The organism is Chryseobacterium sp. 22543 (assembly GCF_052044565.1).
Lineage (GTDB): Bacteria > Bacteroidota > Bacteroidia > Flavobacteriales > Weeksellaceae > Chryseobacterium.
In genome coordinates this window covers 663,145-683,255 of sequence record NZ_JBQENH010000004.1, presented here as the reverse complement: position 1 = coordinate 683,255, position 20,111 = coordinate 663,145, and the positions used below count along the sequence as shown (strand labels likewise).

Sequence of the window (20,111 nt, the reverse complement as noted above, 5' to 3'; positions counted from 1 at the left end):
TCTTAATTATCCTACTTTTGAAGTAGTAAATGATGAAAAAACTAATAACACCCAATATAATTTTATACAGTTCGAAAAAAGGTATCTCAAATGAGATACCTTTTTATTTTCTTATCATTTCCGTATGTGGAATATCATCTTCAAGATACTTTTTCCCTGTATCTATAAATCCAAATCCACTGTAGAATCTTAAAAGATAATCTTGTGCGGATATTTTGATTTCAGAAGTATGAAAACGATTTTCTATGGTTTCTACAGCATATTGTATCAGCTGTTTCCCAAGACTTTTTCCTCTTGCCTGCTCCGTAGTCAGAACTCTGCCGAAGGAAGTTTCATCATACTTTATTCCTTTATCAAAAACACGGCAGTATGCCAGCACCTGTCCATCTTCTTCAGCCCAGATATGAACCGCTTTCTGGTCATAATTATCCAGATCAGGATAAGGACAGTTCTGTTCAATAACAAAAACATCTATACGTGCTTTCAATACCGAATACAATTCAGGAACGGTGAACTCATCAAACGTTTTGATTTTCCAGACAATATTACTCATCGAAACTTATATTATTATTCGTTAAAAAATCATTGGTCTTTTGTATAAAATCAAGAATGTTGTCTCCGCCTTCTTTCTTTTCTGCTGAAGTAATGTACAGTTCAGGAAGATCTTCCCATGTTTTATGAAGTTCGGTCTTATAATCCTCAACGTTTTTAATAACCACATTCGGTTTTAGCTTATCTGCTTTTGTAAAGACAATTGAAAATGGGATTCCACTTTCTCCGCACCATTGGATAAATTCCAGATCAATTTTCTGTGGAGAGTGTCTTGAATCTACCAAAACAAAAAGGTTCACCAGGTTTCTCCTGTTCAGAATATAGTTGGTGATCAGTTTTTCAAAATCCTTTCGCTGAACTTTTGAAACTTTTGCATATCCATATCCTGGTAAATCGGTAAGGTACCAGTTTTCATTCACCAAAAAATGATTGATCAGCTGAGTTTTTCCCGGAGTCCCCGAAGTTTTAGCCAAATCTTTATGATTCATCATGGCATTGATCAGTGATGATTTTCCTACGTTCGACCTTCCGATAAAAGCATATTCGGGAATATTTGGTTCTGGGCATTCCTGCCATTTTCCACTACTCTTTACAAATTCTGCTGTCTTGATAATCATTTTTGAATGTATTTTAGAAAAATAAACCATTAAGAAAAGCTCTTAATGGTCTTTTTATGATGTATTTATTAAACTTTATCTTTTATCCAGTTGTACAGGATTTCATTGAATTCATCCGGCTTTTCCATCATGGCTGCATGGCCGCAATGCTCTATCCAGAATAAATCTGAATTTGGAATAAACTTGTGCATGTCCTCAGCCACTTCCGGAGGAGTCACATTATCCTGTTTTCCCCAGATCAGACACGTAGGTGTCAAAATCTTAGGAAGGTCGTTCAGCATATTGTGTTTGATGGCACTTCTTGCCAGCATTACCGTTTTTATTCCTTTCATTCTGTCATTTACCACCGCAAAAACTTCATCTACAAGATCCTCTGTCGCAATCTTTGGATCATAGAAAACTTCTTCCGTTTTCTTTTTGATATAAGATCGGTCATTTTTTCTTGGAAAACTGTCCCCGAAAGTTCTTTCATATAATCCGGAACTTCCTGTAAGCACAAGATTTTTCACCAAATCAGGTCTTGCCAACGTCAAGATAAGCCCTACATGCCCACCCATTGAGTTTCCCATAATGGTAACCGGGCCTGAAATATGACTTTCTATAAACTTGATAATATATTTTGCGATAGTGGTAAGATTCGTATTGAGTACCGGCAGATCATAGATCGGCAACTGAGGAACATATACTTTGAAGCCTCTTTCCGAAAAAAAATCTACCATTTTATCGAAATTACTCAAACCACCCATTAACCCGTGCAACAGCACTAATGGATGTCCTTCTCCCGCTTCTACATAGGAATATTTCTTTTCTTTTTTTGTACTAAATATCATAAAACGCCTTAATAAAGCCCTGCAAAAATACAAATTAAACCTCAAAAAAATTTTGATTATCCTAATTTAAGATAAAAATAATATAATATTCTCCTTTTTAACTTTTTTTTTCAAACATGCTTTACTATGGCCTAAATAACACTTTTTACAACTGTCTTCATATCAGTATTTTACATTATTGAAATTCAATCTCTAATAAAACTTATTAACATTGAGTCAAAAAGTGGGAAAAAGTGGGAAATTTTGGAAATTATTATATAAATTTGTCCCAAATGAAAAATTTCATTGGAACATATGAGTGCAAAATTGACGACAAAGGCCGCCTAAAAGTTCCTTCATCTTTAATTAAACAGATGGAAAACTTCGAAGACAAGGCATTTGTAGTCAAAAGATCTGTGTTCCAACCCTGTCTGGAAGTCTATCCTATGAATGCATGGGACAAACTGATGGGCAAAATTAATAAACTGAACAGATTCATAAAAAAGAATGCTGATTTCATACGAATGTTTACGGCAGGAGTAAAGACAGTAGAATTGGATAATGCAGGAAGGTTACAGATCTCTAAAGACCTGACGAATTTTGCAAATCTTCAGAAAGATATTGTGATTACCAGCGCGGGAGAGCTCTTCGAAATTTGGGATAAAGAAGCCTACGAAAAGGTAATCTCAACCAACGAAACTGATTTTGCAAGCCTTGCCGAAGATGTGATGGGCTCTTTCGAGGAAGAATAACTGTAGGTTATTAATTGATTATATATTAAATAAAAAACACAATTAAGCATGTATCATAACCCCGTTTTGTTGAAGCAGAGTGTTGATGATTTGGTGACGAATCCTGACGGAATATATGTGGACTGCACCTTTGGAGGCGGAGGCCACTCCAGGGAGATTTTGAGCAGACTTTCTGATAAAGGGAGATTGTTCAGTTTTGACCAGGATCTGGATGCACTTAAAAATACAATTGATGATCCTAGATTCACATTAGTTAATCAGAATTTCAGATTTCTGGAAAATTCATTACTAATGTATGGAGTTCCTCAGGTAGATGGTGTTTTGGCCGACCTGGGTGTTTCTTCACACCAGTTTGATGAAGCAGACAGAGGTTTCTCTACAAGAAGCAATGCTCCTTTGGACATGAGGATGAACGTAATGCAGAATCTTGATGCTAAAAGAGTGATCAATGAATATGAAGAAAGTGAGCTTGCAGATCTTTTCTATCATTATGGAGAATTAAGAGAAGCAAGAAAACTGGCGCGAGAAATTGTTCACCACAGAAAAACAAAGAGCATAAATACAACTGAGGATTTGAAAAAGCTTTTCAGCTACATTCCGCCTCATAAGGTTAATAAATTTTATGCCCAGCTTTTCCAGGCAATAAGAATTGAAGTTAACCAGGAGCTTGAAGTATTAAAAGAAATGCTGGTTCAGGCTTATAATGTGTTGAAACCGGAAGGAAGACTGGTCGTTATTTCTTACCACTCTTTAGAAGACCGTTTGGTAAAAAGATTCCTGAAAAACGGAATGTTTGAAGGAGAACCGGCAAGAGATATTTACGGAAATTATAAAAAGGCATTCGAATTGATAAAGAGTAAAGCAATCATTCCTGATGATCAGGAAATCGAAGAAAACTCAAGGGCAAGAAGTGCCAAAATGAGAACGGGAATAAAAATATAAAATGAATAGTGAATCGTCAATGGTCAATTTTTAATATCATAATATTCACGACTGATGAACAAAGCGAATTCACTACAAAGCAAACTGACATTATAAAGTGGCAAAAAGAACAACAAATCGACCCCAGAAAAGACTCACTTTTATAGATATTATAAAAGGAAACTTTCTGAATCGTGATGAGATCAAAATACATTACAAGTATTTTCTCCTGTTGTTTATATTGATGATGGCCATGATTTATACCAACCATCTCGTCAATAAAAAAATTAAAATTGTAAACGCCTTAAAAGAGGAAACAGAAGAATACAAATCGAGAAATGCTTACGCCCAGAGTAAGCTGATCAAAGTAAAAATGGAATCAGAGCTGGGGAAAGAAGTTGCCCGGGATTCATTGATGACCCTGGAAAACCATCCTCACAAATTGCTAATAAAACTGGACAGTACAGATGCAAAAGCAAAATGAATACGACAATAAACGTAAGAAAACGTTACGATGGGGCTACCTCTTTGCAGTGGTAGCTTTGTGCGTGTTTGTAATGTTCTTGGCAAGAATTGTTATTCTTCAGAATACCAATGTTCAGGAAATTAAAGACGATTACATTAATAAAAACTATCGTGAAGCTACTTTAAAGGCTGCCCGCGGTAATCTTTTTGCTTCTGACGGCTCTATTCTCGCAACCACAGTGATGCGATATGACATCTTTCTTGACTTCAAAACGATGAAAGATACGGTGTACTCCAACCACATCGAAGCGCTGACAGATTCTCTGAGCAAAATGTTCGGAAAATCCAGAGGAGAATTCAGACAGAAATTTGACGAACAGAAGAAAAAGAAAAACCAGTACTATACTTTGGTAAAAGGACTGGATTTCGATCAATATGACAGAATCCGAAAGTTCCCTATCTTCAAAAAAGGTAAAAATAAAGGAGGATTTATCGTTGACAGAAACTACAAAAGAGAGTTGGCCACTTCAGAAATCGGTGCCGGAACTATCGGTATGGATAACGGAGAGCTTAGATCAGGATTAGAAGGTGCTTTCTCGAAATATTTAACGGGTACCGACGGTAAAAGACTGGAGCAGAGAATTAATTCTTCCCAATGGAAACCTATCGACTTCTGGAAAGTTCAGGAACCGGTAGACGGAGAAGACGTATATACAACCTTAGATCTTAGAATTCAAGACATTGCACACTCCGCTCTGGAGAAGCAGCTGGTCCATTTTGAAGCAAAACATGGAACTGTGATTGTAATGGAAGTTGAAACCGGAAAGGTACGTGCCCTTGTGAACTTAAGAAGAACAGATTCAGGAGATTACGAAGATTCTTACAACTACGCCCTAAAAGATAATATTGAGCCCGGATCCACTTTTAAAACCATTTCGCTTTTAGCAGCAATGGATGACGGCTTCATTGATGAAAATACAACTGTAAACGTAGGAAACGGTGTCTGGACTTATGCAAAACAGAGAATTTCTGACGGACACGGCGGAGGAACATATGATATCAGTGATGTTTTAGCTAAATCCAGTAATGTAGGAACAGCAAAACTGATCACAAAATATTATGCAGAAAAGCCTCAGATTTTCCTTGACCACCTGAAGCGTTGGAAGTTATTCGACAAAATGGATATAGAACTTCCGGGAATCACAAAACCAAAGATCGTAACTCCACAAAATAAAAGATGGAATGCCGCCACGCTGGCTTCTATTTCTTACGGGTATTCTTCCAACATCAACCTTCTGCAGTTGACAACTTTCTACAACGGCGTTGCCAATGGCGGAAAAATGCTTAAACCTTTATTCATTGATAAAATCATGAAAGATGGCAAAGTAATGTACAATGCCAAACCTGAAGTAATGGTAAACAAAATGGCTTCTGAAAAAGCGATTAAAATGATGACCAGTGCTTTAACCAAAGCGGTAGAAAAAGGAACAGGACGAAGCATCTTTACTCCCAACCTTAAAATGGCAGGTAAAACAGGAACTGCAAGATTTGAATACTGGCTGCCTGGCCCTATGAAATACCGCGCATCATTTGCCGGGTTTTATCCGGCAGACGCACCAAAATACACCTGCTATGTAATGATAAGTGAACCCAATACATCAATAGGATTTTATGGAGGACCCGTTTCAGCACCCGTATTTAAGGAAATTGCAGGAAAAACATTCCTGAAAACTCCTCAGAATATCGAAAAAGAAATGCTTGTAGACAAAAAGGTAAACCTGAGCAAAATGGTTGAACCTAATGTAAAAGTAGCGGTAAATGATAAACAAATGCCTAATGTGGTAGGATTAATCGGTAAAAACGTAATCCCGCAATTGGAAAACTTAGGATACCGTGTCGACTATAAAGGAGTGGGAAGAATTAAAGAACAATTCCCTCTGGAAGGCACAACGATCAGCAAGAACCAGAGAATTTATTTGTCTCTGCAACATTAAGAACAAAGTCCCGCAAGGACCATTTAAAACAAAATAGGGCAAGCCTTATTGATAAAGATGATTATAACAGAATTAGTAAACAGAATCCCAGTACTGGAAATCCACGGTGATAGCAACCGTGAGGTGGCTGAGTTGGTGATTGACAGCAGAAAAGTTACAGAAAACTCTCTTTATATTGCTATGAGAGGAACAGTGGTGGATGGTCACTCATTCATTGCATCTGCTATTGAAAAAGGTGCTGCAGCAATCGTTTGCGAAGAATTTCCAGAAACGTTGGTTGAAAATATAACCTATATTCAGGTGAAAGATTCATCTAAAGCTCTGGGTCACCTTGCTTCCAATTTCTACGGAAACCCTTCTCAGAAACTAAATCTGATAGGAGTTACCGGAACTAATGGAAAAACATCTGTTTCTACCCTTCTTTTTGATGTTTTCAAAAACCTGGGCTATGACTCTGCTTTGCTTTCCACTGTTGAGATCAGAATCGGTGAAGAAATTATTCCGGCTACCCATACCACTCCTGATGTGATTACCATCAACAGAATTTTAGCAGAAGCGGTAGAAAAAGGATGCGAATTTGCTTTTATGGAAGTAAGCTCACACGGAATTGCCCAAAACAGAATTGAAGGACTACACTTCAAAATAGCGGGCTTCACCAACCTTACTCATGATCATTTAGATTATCATAAAACCTTTGAAGAATATTTAAAAACAAAGAAAAGATTCTTTGACCAGTTAGAAGATACAGCTATTGCCATCACTAATGTAGATGACAAAAATGGGAATGTCATGCTTCAGAATACTAAGGCTTCAAAAAAGTCTTATGCTTTGAAAACCATGGCAGACTATCACGGAAAATTGTTGGAAGTAGATTTCAACGGAATGCTGTTGAACTTCAACGGAAAGGAATTCTGGACGACACTTACCGGGAAGTTCAATGTATACAACTTGCTGCTTGTATTCGGGATTGCTGCTGAACTTGGTTTTGAGCAGGATGAAATTCTTCAGGCGGTCAGCAAATTAAAAAGAGTTTCCGGAAGATTTGAAACCTTCAAATCCGATGGCGGAATTTTCTTTATTGTAGATTATGCACACACTCCGGATGCATTGGACAACATTCTGGACAGCATTAACGATATCAGAACCAAAAACGAAAGATTAATCACCGTATTCGGCTGTGGAGGAGACAGAGATCACTCCAAAAGACCTGAAATGGGAAATATTGCCTCTAAAAAATCAACATTGGCAATTATCACTTCAGATAATCCGAGAACAGAGGATCCTACCCAGATTATCAAAGAAATTGAAGCAGGCATTGAACCTCAAAACTTCAGCAAGTACACTTCAATCCCAGACAGGAGAGAAGCCATAAAGATGGCGATAAAATTTGCAGAACCTAAAGATATTGTTTTGGTTGCCGGAAAAGGGCACGAAACCTATCAGGAGATAAATGGTGTAAAACATCATTTTGATGACAAAGAAGTAATTAATGAGCTTTGGAAATTAATGAGCAAGTAAATTACAGGCGATAATTGATACATAATAACAACTTTATCATTCATCAATTATCAATGATTATTTATTAACAATTGAAACTATGCTATACTATCTATACGAATATCTAACCAACCATGGAATCCACGTTCCGGGATTAGGATTGTTGAAATACATTTCCTTCCGTGCCGGGATGGCTGTACTATTCTCTCTGATTATTGCTCTTGTCTATGGAAAAAGAGTAATCAATTACCTGAGAACAAAACAAATGGGAGAATTGGTACGTGATCTTGGATTGGATGGTCAAAAACAAAAAGAAGGAACTCCTACCATGGGAGGGCTCATCATCATTTTGGCAACCATCATTCCCGTATTGCTGTTTACAAGAATTACCAATGTATATATTGTTCTGTTGCTGGTTTCAATGTTCTGGATGGGAGCTATTGGTTTCCTGGATGATTATTTAAAGAAAATCAAAAAAAATAAAGACGGTTTAAGTGGTAAATTCAAAATTGTAGGCCAGGTTGGTTTAGGGCTAATTGTCGGAATTACAATGTATTTCCACCCGGACATTACCGTTAAAAGAAAATATGCCGATGCTAAAGTGGTCAACAGAAATAATGTCGAGCAAAACTTTATGCCTACTGAAAAAATTACTGTTTCTACCGTTCCTTTTGCCAAAAACAATGAGTTCGATTATAGCGGAATTTTGTTTTGGATGAATGATAAAGATGCTCATGAGTGGGCATGGATTGTGTTTATTCCTATTGTCATCTTCATTGTAACAGCTGTTTCAAACGGTGCCAACATTACAGATGGAATCGACGGTCTGGCGGCAGGAACAAGTGCCATTATACTACTATCGCTGGCGCTCTTTGCTTATCTTTCCGGGAACATCATTTTTGCAGACTATCTCAATATCATGTTCCTTCCCAATATGGGTGAAACCACCATTTTTGCCGTGGCAATGGTAGGTGCGGTGATCGGATTCTTCTGGTACAACACCTATCCTGCGCAAGTTTTCATGGGAGATACCGGAAGTTTGATGCTGGGAGGAGTAATTGCCGTTTTAGCCATTATTTTAAGAAAAGAATTGCTGATTCCTGTATTATGCGGAATCTTCTTAATTGAAAACCTGTCTGTAATGCTTCAGGTAGTTGTTTTCAAATACAGAAAAAGAAAATACGGGTTGGAATATGCCCAAAACAATAGACTATTCAAAATGTCACCATTACACCACCATTATCAGAAAGAAGGTTTCCACGAAAGTAAAATCGTGAACAGAATGATCATCATTGGGGTAATACTGGCTATTGTATGTCTGATCACATTAAAAATGAGATAAAAACCAATTTAAAAATTAAAAGATTGAAATATTGAAGAATTTTTTAACACTAAATCTTTTAATCATTAAATCCAAATAATATGAAAATAGTTGTTTTAGGAGGTGGAGAAAGCGGATGCGGAGCTGCTTATTTGGCTAAAAAGAAAGGTCTGGAAGTATTTCTTTCAGATAAAGGAGCCATTAAGGATAACTATAAGCAGTTTCTTACCGATAATGAAATTGAATTTGAAGAAGGAAACCACGATGAAGAAAGGGTTTTAAACGCTGACTGGATCGTAAAAAGCCCGGGAATTCCGAAAAAGGCGGAGATCATTCATAAAATTCATGAAAAAGGAATCAGACTTTCCTCTGAAATTGAATTTGCTTCTGAATTTACAGATGCAAAGATTATTGCCATTACCGGAAGCAACGGAAAAACAACCACTACTTCCCTAATCTATTATATCCTGAAAAATGACGGATTGAATGTAGGTTTGGGAGGAAATATCGGATACAGCTTTGCCAAGCAGGTGGCAGATGAAAACCATGAATATTATGTATTGGAAGTAAGCTCTTTCCAGTTGGATGATATTCAAAATTTCAGACCTTATATCTCTTTACTGTTGAATCTGTCTCAGGATCACCTGGATCAGTATAACTACAACTATGAAGAATATGCTTTGGCAAAATTCAGAATCACTGAAAATCAGGAAAATGATAATTTCTTCATCTATAACAAGGATGATGAAATGAGCAAAAATCTTCTTGAAAAGCTTGAAATAAAGGCTAAAATGATTCCATTCTCAACAAAAGAGAAGTTATCTGAAGGAGGTTTTGTAAATGAAGATGAGATTGTTGTAAAAATGAAAGACGAATTCTCAATGAAAGTTGATGAATTGTCTCTATTGGGAAATCACAATGTAGCGAACAGCTTAGCAGCATCTATTGCAGGTAAGATATTAAAAATCAACAATGAAAGCATCAGACATTCATTGATGACATTCCAGGCTGTAGAACACAGATTGGAATTGGTGACTGAAATTGATAGTGTAAAATACATCAACGACAGTAAAGCAACCAATGTGAACGCTACTTATTATGCTCTAGAAAGCATGAAAACACCAACCGTATGGATCGTTGGTGGATTAGATAAAGGAAATGACTATACCGAAATTGAAGATTTAGTCAAAAGAAAAGTAAAGGCAATTGTTTGCCTTGGAGTAGATAACAAGAAGATCATAGATTTCTTTAAAGACAAAAAAGAAGTTATTTATGATACTTCAAGCATGGAAGAAGCCGTGAGGATTTCCAAATCACTGGCTAAGAAAGGCGATACCGTCTTATTATCTCCGTGTTGCGCAAGTTTTGACTTGTTCAAAAGCTATGAAGACAGAGGACGCCAGTTTAAAGAGCAGGTACTAAAGTAAAATGTTTTTTGTACAAAGTACATTATACATCAATACAAAATTATGGACGAACAGAACACAGAAAGCAGATTTGAATTTCTAAAGGGTGATAAAGTACTTTGGATGGTCATCCTTGTGATCTCCATTTTCTCTATTTTCCCTGTATACTCTGCAAGTTCAAATCTCGAATACATTGTTAATAACGGGACTACAACGGGTCACGTTATCAAACATATGTTCTTTGTAGTCTTAGGATTAGCAATTATGCGACTGGTAGGAACAATAAAATATGAATATATCGGAAAGCTCAGCAGTATTCTGCTCGGTCTTATGATTGTTCTGCTGATTGTTACCATGTTTACCGGGCAAACCATTGACGGAGCCAGTGCTTCCAGATGGCTGAAAATCCCGGGAACACCAATTTCCTTCCAGCCTTCATCATTTGCCTTTTTAATGCTGATTATCTACCTGTGCAGATATTTAACCAAAAAGATCACAAGAGAAAGGCTTCCAATAGAGAATATCATGTATATTTTCGGGCCTATCCTGCTTGTTTTTGTATTGGTAGCAAAAGATAACGGTTCCACCGCATTAATGATTTTAATGGTTTCCGTAGTGGTTCTTGTCATAGGACAGCTTCACTGGAAATACATTGCAGGGTTTATTTCTGCCTCATTTGTAGCTATTGTTTTATTTTTATTAATAGCTCTGAATACGAACATGATTGGCGGAAACCGTGTTCATACATGGATGAGCCGTGTAGAAACATTTACTTCAAGCAAAGCAAAATCAGCCGATGTAGATGATGAAAGTATAAAAGCAAAAAACTATCAGGTAATGCAGGCTAAAGCAGCCATCGTACATGGTGGAATCACCGGAATGGGACCAGGGAAAAGTGCATTGAAACAAATGCTTCCACAATCTGCCTCCGACTTTATCTTCGCGGTTATTGTAGAAGAATACGGAGTGATTGGAGCCGCTTTTCTGATCAGTTTATACTTAATTATGATGATCAGGATCGTAATGATTGCCAGTAAGATGCCGGCGTTTTTCGGATCCTTGCTCGTTCTCAGTCTCGGGGTAATGATTTTTATACAGCTTTCAGTAAACATAGCCGTTGCAGTCAACCTGATCCCGGTAACAGGACAGCCGCTGCCTTTGATAAGTTACGGAGGAACCTCAATGCTGGTAACCTATTTACAGTTAGGTATTATTTTAAATATAAGCTCAAGGATTCAGATTTATGATGAAGAAGGAATGGGCAAAAAACAAAGTGTAGCAGAAATAAACGATATCGCTTAAGATGGACAAAAAATTAAAAATATTATTATCAGGCGGAGGAACAGGAGGTCATATCTTCCCAGCCATCGCCATTGCTGATGAAATCAAAAAAAGATTTCCTGATGCAGAATTTTTGTTCATTGGTGCCAATGGAAAGATGGAAATGGAAAAAGTTCCACAAGCAGGGTATAAAATTGAGGGAATTGATATCGCAGGAATCGACAGAGGAAATTTGTTATCCAATTTAGGCCTGCCATTCAAAATTCTGAAGAGTTTATCAAAGTCTAAAAAGATTATTAAAAATTTTGCTCCTGATTTTGCCGTAGGAACTGGAGGATTTGCCAGCGGACCCGCTCTTTATGAAGCAAGCAAAATGGGAATTCCTATTTTCATACAGGAACAGAATGCTCATGCGGGAGTAACCAATAAAATTTTAAGCAAGAAAGCGAAAGCCGTTTTTACAGCTTATCCAAAAGTGGAAGGTTTTCCGGCAGAAAAAATAAAATTTCTGGGAAATCCGATTCGTGAGAACATTGTTTCAGGAATGCAGGAAACAACCCAGGCAAAAGAAAAAATGGGATTGAATAAAGATAAGCTTACGATTCTGTCTGTGGGTGGTTCTTTAGGCTCCAGAACATTGAATAATGCATGGAAATCTCATTTAAAACAAATGACAGATAAAGATTATCAGCTGATCTGGCAGACAGGAAAGCTTGATTATAAAGATATTGTAAACGAAACAAAAGATACAGACACTCCTAATATTCAGATCCTTGAATTCATCAAAGATATGGAACTGGCTTATTCTGCAGCTGATATCATCGTTTCAAGAGCCGGAGCTATTGCCATTTCAGAGTTGGCCGTAGCACAAAAACCGGTCCTTTTGGTTCCTTTCCCTTTTGCAGCGGAAGACCACCAAACTAAAAATGCCATGAATCTGGTTGAAAAAAATGCAGCAAGAATGGTAAAAGACTCTGAAATGCAGGAAAAATTCTGGAATACATTATCAGAAATCTGCGAAAATGAAAGGGTAAGGAAAGAAATGTCTGACAATCTTAAATATTTTGCCAAGCCAAATGCCGCAAAAGAGATTGTAGATGAGATTTTTAAAGTAATAAAATAATTAGGAAAGGCTTCGACAAGCTCAGCCTGACACCGTTAAAACTTATTTCATTAACGAGTCATGAATGTTAGTTGATTAAAGCTTTATAATAAAAATATTAGTAATTAAACTCTGAATTGGTTCAAGAGTCATTAAAGATTAAAATATAAATGAACATTTTACAAACATATCAGACTTTTTACTTCGTTGGAATCGGAGGTATCGGAATGAGTGCATTAGCGCGCTATTTCAATGCATCCGGAAAAAAAGTATTGGGCTACGATAAAACCAATACAAAATTGACTCAGAATCTGATGAATGAAGGGATTGATATTGTTTTTGAAGACTTTATTGATGAAAGGATAACTTCTCTTCAGAAAGAAGATACATTGGTCATCTATACTCCGGCTATTAAAACGCTTGGAATATTGGATTACTTCAATGAAAATCAATTTGAAGTGTTGAAGCGAGCTAAAGTTTTAGGATTAATCACTGAAAATACAGATTGTATCGCTATTGCGGGAACTCATGGAAAAACAACCACGTCAACCCTTGTAGCTCATTTATGCAAAGAAGCAGATCTGCCTTTCTCATGTTTTTTAGGAGGAATTTCTGAAAACTTTAAATCGAACTTCCTGTACAACGGTTCCAAATATTCTGTGGTAGAGGCGGATGAATATGACAGAAGCTTCCTGAACCTTTCTCCTGATTGGGCAGTTGTAACTTCTACAGATGCAGACCATTTGGATATTTATGGAGATAAAAGTCATATTGAAGAAGGGTTCAGACAGTTTGCGGCTTTAGTGCCTCAGGATAAACAGCTCTTTGTAAGAAAAGGAGTAGAAATTGGCAGAGGACATCAAACGTATGCTGTAAATGAGCCTGCAGACTACTATTCTGACAACCTGAGAATGGATCATGATAAAATTTATTTTGACTTCCATACTCCTACCGAAACAATAAAGGATTTTGTATGGGAAATTCCGGGAATCCATAATGTGGAGAATGCTACTGTAGCACTAGCGATTCTGCATAATTTAGGCGCAGATTTTGATACGCTGAAAAAAGCTATTGCCAACTTTAAAGGAATTAAAAGAAGATATACCAAACATATTTATCAAAACGGTAAAATTTATATTGATGATTATGCTCACCACCCTACAGAAATCAATGCTGTAGTGAGCTCAATCAGAACATTTTACCCTGATAAAAAACTAGTGGTGGTCTTCCAGCCTCACCTTTTCAGCAGAACAAGAGATTTCGCAGATGGATTTGCAGAAAGTTTAAGCAAAGCCGATGAACTTATTCTGCTTGATATTTACCCTGCAAGAGAACTTCAGGAGAATTTTCAAGGAGTTAATTCAAGCTGGCTGCTGGACAAAGTGACATTAGATAAGAAAGAAGTATCGACATTATCCGATGCTTTTGAAAAAATAAAAGAAAAAGATTTTGATATCCTTCTTACCGTAGGTGCAGGAAATATAGATACCCTGTATGATCCTATTTGTGAGTGGATAAGTGCTGTACAAAAAATATGAAAAATAAATACAGAATATTAAAAATTGCTGTCACTGTAATCATCCTTGGATTGTTACTGAGTTTCTCGTTGAAGAGATTCAGCCACCAACAGATTACAGACAATAAGATTTCTGTAAAAATGAGTGAAAAAACTCCGGTTTATTTTGTTGATGAAAAAGACATCAGGGAGATTGTAAAAAAAGAAAACCCTTCTGGAAAAGTAGGTGACCTTAATATTCCTTCTTTAGAAAAAAGAATCAATTCACTTCCGGCGGTAGATAGTGCTAATGTCTACCTGAACCTGAATGGAAAACTGAATCTGGATATCAAGCAGAGAGTTCCTGTTTTCAGGCTTAATAAAGACGGAAAAGACTTTTACGTAGATGAAAAAGGAGTTGAATTTCCAATTTCAAGAACGTATTCGCACCCATGTATGCTGGTAACCGGAAATGTACAGCCGGATGAATATGAAAAACTGGCAGAGCTGGTAGGAAAGATTGATAAAGATGATTTCAGTAAGAAATATTTTATCGGGATTTCAAAAAGCAAAGAAAGCTACAATCTTCTGACAAGTGAAGGAAATTACCGGGTAGAGATTGGAGATCTGGATAATATTGATTTTAAAGTAAAAGGATTTAAAACCTTCGTGGAAAAATATCTTGTCTACCAGGATCCACAGAAGTACAGTATGATTTCTGTAAAATACCAGAATCAGATTGTTACTACTTTAAACCCTTATTTTAAAGAAAATGACAGTATTTTAAAAGCAGGAAAATTAGAACTGGCAAAAGCTCCTGCTCCAATGGCAGCAACAAAGAAGACAGAGGCCAGACCAAAAATAGCGGAAGCAAAAAAAACGAGCTCCACGCCGGCAAAACCGAAAGAGAGCGCGAAACCGAAAACACATACAAAAGAAGCGAAAAAAACAGAAAAAAAATCAACCGCTAAGGCCTTATCCAAGCCAAAGGCAAAAGTAAAAATAGAATAAGTCCTTTCGGGACATTCAATACACAAATAGGAGATCATCTTTAGAGAAAAAAAGGAAAAAGTAGAAAAAATCAAATCGATATAAAAATGGAAAATCAAGAGTATTCAGTGGGTCTGGACATCGGGACAACAAAGATAGTCGCGATTGTCGGAAGAAGGAATGCACACGGGAAAATAGAAGTTCTCGGTGTAGGAAAAGCTAAAAGTCTTGGTGTTCATAAAGGTATTGTGAATAATATTTCACAGACTATTAATTCAATCAAGGCTGCAGTATCCGAAGCACAGTCCAGTGCTGGTGTTCCTATCCGCAAAGTTACGGTAGGTATTGCAGGAAAACACATTCGTTCTCTGCAGCACTCCGATTATATTATGCGTGAACATCCTGATAAATTTATTACAGACGATGACATTGAAGCATTAAAAGATCAGGTGAAAAAGCTGGTTATGCTTCCTGGAGAAGAAATTATCCACGTACTTCCTCAAGAATATAAAGTGGATTCCGAGGGTGAAATTCAGGAACCCGTTGGAATGCATGGAAAGCGTTTAGAAGCTAACTTCCACGTTGTAGTAGGCCAAATGGGCAGCATCAGAAATATTGCAAGATGCGTTCGTGAAGCCGGACTAGAAATGGAAGCCCTTACTTTAGAGCCATTGGCATCTTCTGAAGCTGTTCTTACAAAAGAAGAAAAAGAAGCTGGTGTCGCTATTGTTGACATTGGTGGTGGTACAACAGATATTGCGATATTTAAAGATAACATCATCCGTCATACCTGTGTGATTCCATACGGAGGCGGAATTATTACCGAAGATATCAAAGAAGGCTGTTCCATCATAGAGAAACATGCAGAACAACTTAAAGTAAAGTTTGGTTCGGCTGTTCCCGAATTAGAAAAAGATAGTACTTTTGTAACCATACCGGGGCTTCATGGCAGACCGGACAAAGAAATTTCTTTAAAAACTTTAGCACAAATCATCAATGCAAGAGTAGAAGAAGTTTTAGAAATGGTCAATACAGAACTGAAAGCTTATGGTGCTTTTGAACAAAAGAAAAAACTTATTGCAGGAATCGTTCTTACAGGTGGTGGTTCAAACTTAAAACATCTTCGTCAGCTGGCCAATTATACCACTGGTTTTGACAGCAGAATAGGTTTTGCGAATGAATATATCGCCAACGATAAAAATCAGTACCTGAAAGGCCCTGAATTTGCTACGTCTATCGGGTTACTGATGGAGAGTTTAAAGATCAGAGACAAAAAGCAGAATGCTGATGAAATCATGGAAGTTGTTGCAGAACAGCCAAAGCCTGAAACCGCTTCAGTACAGACAGAAACTGTTCAGCCGGTTCAGCATGCAACACCCGTTCAGGAGCAGCAGTCTTTTGAAAATGAAAGACAGGAGAACAGAAAGGCGAAATTGACCTTCGGGCAGTCGCTTATGGAAAAAGTAAAAAAATTCTTTGAAGAAGTAGAATAAATTATAAATGGTGAATGATAAGCGATAAACGATCTTTTCCTTATCAATTATCATCAATCAATTATCAATTATAATTATTAAAAGTATAGTTATGGAAAATATAGGTACACAAGGATTTTCATTTGATTTGCCAAAAGGAAATTCATCCATCATAAAAGTAATCGGTGTAGGGGGCGGTGGAAACAACGCTCTGAAGCACATGTACGAGAAAGGTATTCACGGAGTTGATTTCGTGATTTGTAATACAGATGCTCAGACTCTTGATAATAACCCGGTTGCTAATAAAGTTCAGTTAGGAACCACAATCACAGAAGGTCTTGGAGCAGGTGCAGACCCTGAGGTTGGTGAAAAATCTGCAATCGAAAGTATTGAAGATATTAAAGCAGCTATGGGACAAAACACCAAAATGGTGTTTATCACTGCCGGAATGGGCGGTGGTACCGGTACCGGAGCGGCTCCTGTCATTGCTAAAGTAGCAAAAGACATGGGAATTCTTACTGTAGGTATTGTTACCGTTCCTTTCAGTTTTGAAGGTAAAAGAAGACTTGATCAGGCTGAAAATGGTCTTGATAAACTAAAAAATAATGTTGATTCATTAATTGTTATCAACAACGATAAACTAAGACAGCAGTTCGGAAACCTTGGATTCAAGCAGGGATTCTCAAAAGCCGATGAAGTTCTAGCTAATGCAGCCAAAGGTATGGCAGAAGTTATTACAGGTTACTTTGATGTAAACATTGACTTTAGAGATGCTAAATCTGTACTTCAGAATTCAGGTACCGCTTTGATGTCTACAGGAACTGCTTCAGGTGAAAATAAAGCCGAAGAAGCGGTAAGAAAAGCCCTTGATTCTCCATTATTGAATGATAATAAGATTACAGGTGCCAAAAACGTTCTGTTATTGATCAGAAGTGGTGCTGAAGAAGTAACCATGGATGAGATCGGTATCATCATGGACCATATTCAGAAAGAAGCTGGAAACACCGCAGATATTATCTTCGGAGTAGGTGCTGATGAGGAATTGGGAGATGCAGTAAGCGTTCTTGTTATCGCAACAGGATTCTCTAACGACAATAAGAAATTTGCAGGACCTACAGAGAAAATCAGAATCAGTCTTAACGACAGCTTCGATGCTCCGAAAAACTCCCCTTTCAAAACAAGAGAGGAAAGAGAGTCTGCACCTGATACCACCTATGATTCCAGCAGAGCCAATCATTTCAGATTAGATGATGAAGACCACAGCACACAGTTCAAGGTTACATCCATTGAAAAAAAAATGATTCTTGAAGAAGAGCAGGTAAGACCCGAAATAAAATTCTCTGATAAAGAGGAAGATATTATAAACACTCCTGAACAGGCGTGGAAAAACGAAGAAGAAAGTGAGCAGGAATACAGCTTATTTTCTATTGACGAAGAGAATGAAGATCCAAACGACCTGGAAATTCAGTCTTTCTCATTTGATTTTGAAAATAAAAAAGATGAACCACAGGCAGGAACTCCATTCAGCAGCTCATTTACAGAAGAAAAACCTGTTGAATTCAGTTTCTTTGTAAACGAACCTGTGAGAAACGAGCCTAATACCGATTTCGGACAGCCAAAAGCAGAATTTAACAACCCAAGCAATGCTGCTGTAGCTGAACCGGCTCAGAAGATTGAAACCTTCTATCAGAAACAGGAAGAACCAAAAGCAGAAACAAAAACTGCTTTTGAAAACAAAACAGAAATTGAAGCTCCAAAAACGGAAGAATCAGAATTCACTTTTGTGAATAAAACGATCGACCAGGACAGAGTGATTGAAAGAAGAAATAAATTGAAAGAATTCAACTCACGCTACCAGAGCTTTGACAGCACGAGTGAGTTTGAATCTATTCCTGCTTTCAAAAGAAAAAATATTTCGATCGACGGAACCAATGCTTCAGATCAGAACATCAACACGTATCTGTCTGACAACAATGGATCTATGCAGATCAGAGAAAACAGATTTTTAAATAAAGACGTAGACTAAAATAAGTGTATTAATGTATTGATGAGTCACTCTGTAAAATCATCAATACATTAATCCTTTCACATTAGTACAAATAAGAATAACATGAGTTTAGAAAATATAATAAGCGAAGCTATAAAAACAGCCATGAGAGAAAAAGACAGAGTAGCTCTGGACTCTCTTCGTGCTGTAAAATCTCAGATTCTTCTTTTACAGACAGAAGCAAGAGGCGCTGAAGTTTCCGCAGAGCAGGAAATTGCTATTCTGCAGAGAATGATCAAGCAGCGTAAAGATTCTTTTGAGCAGTTTTCAGCTCAAGGAAGACAGGATCTTGCAGAAGTAGAAGAAGCTCAAATGAAAGTAATTGAGAAGTTTTTACCTAAACAACTTTCTGCTGAAGAACTTGAAACAGAAATTAAAAATATTATTTCTGAAACCGGAGCTGAATCTATTAAAGATTTAGGGAAGGTAATGGGAGCAGCGTCAAAAGTATTAGCCGGAAAATCTGACGGAAAAAGTATTTCCGAGATGGCTAAAAAGCTCCTGTCTTAGTTGATAACTAACCGTTGACGGCGATCCATAACCCTTCAACTTATTTTCTATCAACTATTTATATTAGGATATACAACCTTTGCATATCGATTTGATTAAAGAAGCCCGGAACTGAAAAGTTCCGGGCTTCGCTTTCTTTGGATATTAAAGTTTGTTAATCAGTTTTGATTCTAAAACTGGAAAAAGAATTAAGATACTACCATATTTCATAGAGTATTTAAGTGATTGATTGCTTGAGGGAAAGCCTTAAATGTTTTTTTCATGGTCGTTTGTTTTTCAGAATCATTTCAAAATTAATAATAATTTTCCATTATTCCTAGTCTTAATTCACATTTTTTTGAATATTATTACAATATTAATATTTAATTAATTTTATATGACTAATCGATTGATAGTTTTTATATATTGAACAAACGCAAAGAAATGCTTAACTTTGTACAGATAAAAACAAAATATATGTATCCAACAGATTTAGTAATGCCTATGAAGGCAGAGCTTACAGATAAAGGTTTCCAGGACTTGACAACTCCAACTCAGGTAGAAGATGCATTGAAGCAGTCCGGAACTACATTATTGGTAATTAACTCCGTATGTGGTTGTGCAGCAGGTGCTGCAAGACCTGGAGTTGTATACTCTTTGACTGGAGATAAGAAACCTGATCATTTAACAACTGTATTTGCAGGATTTGATACTGAGGCTGTAGCTGAGGCAAGAAAACACCTTGCTCCATTCCCTCCAAGTTCTCCATGTGTAGCTCTTTTCAAAGATGGTGAATTGGTTCACATGCTGGAAAGACACCACATCGAAGGAAACCCTGCAGGAGCTATCGCAGCAAACCTACAGGCTGCATATGATGAGTATTGCTAAGAAACAATAATCT

Annotated in this window: 18 protein-coding genes; 15 read left to right on the top strand and 3 right to left on the bottom strand. The window is 37.1% G+C overall.

Annotation, left to right across the window (positions count from 1 at the left end):
- Positions 1 to 103 precede the first annotated feature (103 nt).
- From ACTJIP_RS17625 to ACTJIP_RS17615, 3 genes are all read right to left on the bottom strand, one after another.
- On the bottom strand, positions 104 to 553 hold the full coding sequence (locus ACTJIP_RS17625) for a GNAT family N-acetyltransferase (RefSeq protein ID WP_180564832.1): 450 nt from the start codon (positions 551 to 553) through the stop codon (positions 104 to 106).
- Positions 546 to 1,169: a ribosome biogenesis GTP-binding protein YihA/YsxC gene (gene yihA / locus ACTJIP_RS17620; protein WP_077413656.1), complete on the bottom strand. Its 624-nt coding sequence runs from the start codon at positions 1,167 to 1,169 to the stop codon at positions 546 to 548. The genes ACTJIP_RS17625 and yihA overlap by 8 nt, the downstream gene beginning before the upstream one ends.
- A gap of 68 nt (positions 1,170 to 1,237) precedes the next feature.
- Positions 1,238 to 1,999: an alpha/beta fold hydrolase gene (locus ACTJIP_RS17615; RefSeq protein WP_077413155.1), complete on the bottom strand. Its 762-nt coding sequence runs from the start codon at positions 1,997 to 1,999 to the stop codon at positions 1,238 to 1,240.
- Positions 2,000 to 2,271: 272 nt separating this feature from the next.
- Here ACTJIP_RS17615 and mraZ point away from each other — a divergent pair, with 272 nt between their 5' ends.
- The 15 genes from mraZ (at position 2,272) to ACTJIP_RS17540 (ending at position 20,098) form a co-directional block, all read left to right on the top strand.
- Entirely contained in the window at positions 2,272 to 2,730 is a 459-nt protein-coding gene (gene mraZ / locus ACTJIP_RS17610; RefSeq protein ID WP_047379979.1) for a division/cell wall cluster transcriptional repressor MraZ, read from the top strand.
- A gap of 48 nt (positions 2,731 to 2,778) precedes the next feature.
- Positions 2,779 to 3,672: a 16S rRNA (cytosine(1402)-N(4))-methyltransferase RsmH gene (gene rsmH, locus ACTJIP_RS17605; protein WP_077413156.1), complete on the top strand. Its 894-nt coding sequence runs from the start codon at positions 2,779 to 2,781 to the stop codon at positions 3,670 to 3,672.
- A 97-nt stretch (positions 3,673 to 3,769) separates the two neighbouring features.
- Positions 3,770 to 4,135: an FtsL-like putative cell division protein gene (locus ACTJIP_RS17600; RefSeq protein WP_047377999.1), complete on the top strand. Its 366-nt coding sequence runs from the start codon at positions 3,770 to 3,772 to the stop codon at positions 4,133 to 4,135.
- Positions 4,119 to 6,110, top strand: coding sequence for a penicillin-binding transpeptidase domain-containing protein (locus ACTJIP_RS17595; protein WP_077413157.1), 1,992 nt, complete (start codon positions 4,119 to 4,121; stop codon positions 6,108 to 6,110). The genes ACTJIP_RS17600 and ACTJIP_RS17595 overlap by 17 nt, the downstream gene beginning before the upstream one ends.
- A 57-nt stretch (positions 6,111 to 6,167) precedes the next feature.
- Entirely contained in the window at positions 6,168 to 7,628 is a 1,461-nt protein-coding gene (locus ACTJIP_RS17590; RefSeq protein ID WP_440704885.1) for a UDP-N-acetylmuramoyl-L-alanyl-D-glutamate--2,6-diaminopimelate ligase, read from the top strand.
- A gap of 79 nt (positions 7,629 to 7,707) precedes the next feature.
- Positions 7,708 to 8,949, top strand: a complete 1,242-nt coding sequence (gene mraY / locus ACTJIP_RS17585; protein ID WP_047377995.1) for a phospho-N-acetylmuramoyl-pentapeptide-transferase — start codon at positions 7,708 to 7,710, stop codon at positions 8,947 to 8,949.
- Between the two features lie 80 nt (positions 8,950 to 9,029).
- Entirely contained in the window at positions 9,030 to 10,355 is a 1,326-nt protein-coding gene (gene murD, locus ACTJIP_RS17580; RefSeq protein ID WP_180564833.1) for a UDP-N-acetylmuramoyl-L-alanine--D-glutamate ligase, read from the top strand.
- Between the two features lie 42 nt (positions 10,356 to 10,397).
- Positions 10,398 to 11,636 (top strand): FtsW/RodA/SpoVE family cell cycle protein, encoded by a 1,239-nt coding sequence (locus tag ACTJIP_RS17575; RefSeq protein ID WP_440704884.1) that lies wholly within the window; start codon positions 10,398 to 10,400, stop codon positions 11,634 to 11,636.
- Between the two features lies 1 nt (position 11,637).
- Entirely contained in the window at positions 11,638 to 12,738 is a 1,101-nt protein-coding gene (murG, locus tag ACTJIP_RS17570) for an undecaprenyldiphospho-muramoylpentapeptide beta-N-acetylglucosaminyltransferase (RefSeq protein ID WP_077413161.1), read from the top strand.
- Between the two features lie 149 nt (positions 12,739 to 12,887).
- The gene (murC, locus tag ACTJIP_RS17565) at positions 12,888 to 14,255 is read left to right on the top strand and encodes a UDP-N-acetylmuramate--L-alanine ligase (protein WP_077413162.1); all 1,368 of its coding nucleotides are present in this window, start codon (positions 12,888 to 12,890) and stop codon (positions 14,253 to 14,255) included.
- Entirely contained in the window at positions 14,252 to 15,223 is a 972-nt protein-coding gene (locus ACTJIP_RS17560) for a cell division protein FtsQ/DivIB (protein ID WP_180564834.1), read from the top strand. Before murC ends, ACTJIP_RS17560 begins: the two co-directional genes overlap by 4 nt.
- An 86-nt stretch (positions 15,224 to 15,309) precedes the next feature.
- Positions 15,310 to 16,695 carry a cell division protein FtsA gene (ftsA, locus tag ACTJIP_RS17555; RefSeq protein ID WP_077413163.1) on the top strand — a complete coding sequence of 462 codons (1,386 nt, stop codon included), beginning with the start codon at positions 15,310 to 15,312 and terminating at the stop codon, positions 16,693 to 16,695.
- A 91-nt stretch (positions 16,696 to 16,786) separates the two neighbouring features.
- Complete coding sequence (ftsZ, locus tag ACTJIP_RS17550) at positions 16,787 to 18,700, top strand: cell division protein FtsZ (protein WP_077413164.1); 1,914 nt, start codon at positions 16,787 to 16,789, stop codon at positions 18,698 to 18,700.
- 84 nt (positions 18,701 to 18,784) lie between these two features.
- Positions 18,785 to 19,231, top strand: coding sequence for a GatB/YqeY domain-containing protein (locus ACTJIP_RS17545; RefSeq protein WP_047377988.1), 447 nt, complete (start codon positions 18,785 to 18,787; stop codon positions 19,229 to 19,231).
- Positions 19,232 to 19,687: 456 nt separating this feature from the next.
- Positions 19,688 to 20,098, top strand: a complete 411-nt coding sequence (locus tag ACTJIP_RS17540) for a BrxA/BrxB family bacilliredoxin (protein ID WP_047379990.1) — start codon at positions 19,688 to 19,690, stop codon at positions 20,096 to 20,098.
- Positions 20,099 to 20,111 lie beyond the last annotated feature (13 nt).

Bases quoted from the DNA above. Each gene is read 5' to 3' on its own strand.
- ACTJIP_RS17625 (WP_180564832.1), bottom strand. From the start codon at position 553: ATGAGTAATATTGTCTGGAAAATCAAAACGTTTGATGAGTTCACCGTT.
- yihA (WP_077413656.1), bottom strand. From the start codon at position 1,169: ATGATTATCAAGACAGCAGAATTTGTAAAGAGTAGTGGAAAATGGCAG.
- ACTJIP_RS17615 (WP_077413155.1), bottom strand. From the start codon at position 1,999: ATGATATTTAGTACAAAAAAAGAAAAGAAATATTCCTATGTAGAAGCG.
- mraZ (WP_047379979.1), top strand. From the start codon at position 2,272: ATGAAAAATTTCATTGGAACATATGAGTGCAAAATTGACGACAAAGGC.
- rsmH (WP_077413156.1), top strand. From the start codon at position 2,779: ATGTATCATAACCCCGTTTTGTTGAAGCAGAGTGTTGATGATTTGGTG.
- ACTJIP_RS17595 (WP_077413157.1), top strand. From the start codon at position 4,119: ATGCAAAAGCAAAATGAATACGACAATAAACGTAAGAAAACGTTACGA.
- ACTJIP_RS17590 (WP_440704885.1), top strand. From the start codon at position 6,168: ATGATTATAACAGAATTAGTAAACAGAATCCCAGTACTGGAAATCCAC.
- mraY (WP_047377995.1), top strand. From the start codon at position 7,708: ATGCTATACTATCTATACGAATATCTAACCAACCATGGAATCCACGTT.
- murD (WP_180564833.1), top strand. From the start codon at position 9,030: ATGAAAATAGTTGTTTTAGGAGGTGGAGAAAGCGGATGCGGAGCTGCT.
- ACTJIP_RS17575 (WP_440704884.1), top strand. From the start codon at position 10,398: ATGGACGAACAGAACACAGAAAGCAGATTTGAATTTCTAAAGGGTGAT.
- murG (WP_077413161.1), top strand. From the start codon at position 11,638: ATGGACAAAAAATTAAAAATATTATTATCAGGCGGAGGAACAGGAGGT.
- murC (WP_077413162.1), top strand. From the start codon at position 12,888: ATGAACATTTTACAAACATATCAGACTTTTTACTTCGTTGGAATCGGA.
- ACTJIP_RS17560 (WP_180564834.1), top strand. From the start codon at position 14,252: ATGAAAAATAAATACAGAATATTAAAAATTGCTGTCACTGTAATCATC.
- ftsA (WP_077413163.1), top strand. From the start codon at position 15,310: ATGGAAAATCAAGAGTATTCAGTGGGTCTGGACATCGGGACAACAAAG.
- ftsZ (WP_077413164.1), top strand. From the start codon at position 16,787: ATGGAAAATATAGGTACACAAGGATTTTCATTTGATTTGCCAAAAGGA.
- ACTJIP_RS17545 (WP_047377988.1), top strand. From the start codon at position 18,785: ATGAGTTTAGAAAATATAATAAGCGAAGCTATAAAAACAGCCATGAGA.
- ACTJIP_RS17540 (WP_047379990.1), top strand. From the start codon at position 19,688: ATGTATCCAACAGATTTAGTAATGCCTATGAAGGCAGAGCTTACAGAT.